Below are 1,155 nucleotides of genomic sequence, written 5' to 3'. Positions count from 1 at the left end.
TGATACCCTTGATCCAAACGCTCCACCAGACGCATGTGATGAAGGTGAAGGCGTTATCCATATGGATGAAGAGGATAGATAAACAAAGCTATTTTATGATGATAAAAAGAAATACTATTTTTATTTTACTATTCCTAAAAATACAGCTAAACAGCGTTCAATTTCTACCATTTTATCTGCATGAATGGAGCCGAAAGCTGGACTAACTTTTTCACATCTTACCGTCATAATCTTATCAATCATTACTTGCGAAGGTTTTTGTAAGCCATTTTTTGTGTTTGGCTGAATCGTAATGCGGAGTAATGGCGCATCAACAAGTGTACTTGTAATTGGTAAAACCGTTACACTTGTATGCTCACTAAATTGATTAGCTTGAATGATTAACGCAGGTCTTGGTTTACCAAAATCGCCTTGCATAGCTATTGTGACGAGAGATCCACGCATTATTCTGTCCAGCCATCAACATCCATTAAAGATTGGTCCATAAACAATTGTATAGATGTATCAGCTTTATCCATTTTTGCTACTAAGCGACATTGGCGATGACACTCTTCTTCAAAATTTGGCTGACGTGTATCTGGAACCCAAATCTGCATTAAGCGCAAACCTGCTTTTCTTTGCGCATTGCGATGTTTTTGAACCCGTTCATTAACGTGCATTGTACCCATAATAAAATCTCCATTATGTTTCATGTAACGTATAACACAGAAAAAAGTTACATGAAACGAGATTTTTAATAAAAGGCAATAATTGCAATTTTTAATATTCACTCATCCCCACCTTGTGTGGGGCTTTTTTTATGGAGAATCATATGCGAAAAATATCATCAGAAGGACTAGCACTTATCAAACAATGGGAAGGTTTGCGTTTGAACGCCTATAAAGATGCCATTGGGATGTGGACAATAGGTTATGGACATACAAACAGTGCTGGAAAACCTTTTGTTCATAAAGGCATGACAATCACTGAAAAGCAAGCAGAAGAACTTCTTTGCCAAGACTTAAGACAATTTGAAAATGCCGTTGAACGCGCTGTTACGGTTTCATTAACAGATGAACAATTCGCGGCGTTAGTGTCCTTTTGCTATAATGTAGGAACAGGAGCCTTTTGTAACTCGACACTGTTAAAAAAACTCAATCAAGGTGAATATGAAGC

The 1,155-nt window shown here is 37.2% G+C and carries 3 protein-coding genes; 1 reads left to right on the top strand and 2 read right to left on the bottom strand.

The features are described from left to right. Positions 1 to 120 precede the first annotated feature (120 nt). Positions 121 to 444: a type II toxin-antitoxin system PemK/MazF family toxin gene (locus ACFIKO_RS09280; RefSeq protein WP_375620473.1), complete on the bottom strand. Its 324-nt coding sequence runs from the start codon at positions 442 to 444 to the stop codon at positions 121 to 123. Beyond that, positions 444 to 668, bottom strand: a complete 225-nt coding sequence (locus tag ACFIKO_RS09275) for an antitoxin MazE family protein (RefSeq protein WP_375620474.1) — start codon at positions 666 to 668, stop codon at positions 444 to 446. The genes ACFIKO_RS09280 and ACFIKO_RS09275 overlap by 1 nt, the downstream gene beginning before the upstream one ends. 143 nt (positions 669 to 811) lie before the next feature. On the opposite strand from ACFIKO_RS09275, the gene ACFIKO_RS09270 reads away from it, so the two are divergent. Next, positions 812 to 1,155: lysozyme (locus ACFIKO_RS09270; protein WP_375673885.1), on the top strand; the 344-nt coding region annotated here is incomplete at its 3' end.

Source organism: Bartonella sp. TS82HLJMH, assembly GCF_042193495.1.
In the GTDB taxonomy this organism is placed as follows: domain Bacteria; phylum Pseudomonadota; class Alphaproteobacteria; order Rhizobiales; family Rhizobiaceae; genus Bartonella; species Bartonella grahamii.
This window is presented reverse-complemented; position numbering and strand designations above follow the sequence as displayed.

What these genes read in the sequence shown, in the direction of transcription:
- ACFIKO_RS09280 (WP_375620473.1), bottom strand. Translation starts at nt 444, where the DNA reads ATGCGTGGATCTCTCGTCACAATAGCTATGCAAGGCGATTTTGGTAAA.
- ACFIKO_RS09275 (WP_375620474.1), bottom strand. Translation starts at nt 668, where the DNA reads ATGGGTACAATGCACGTTAATGAACGGGTTCAAAAACATCGCAATGCG.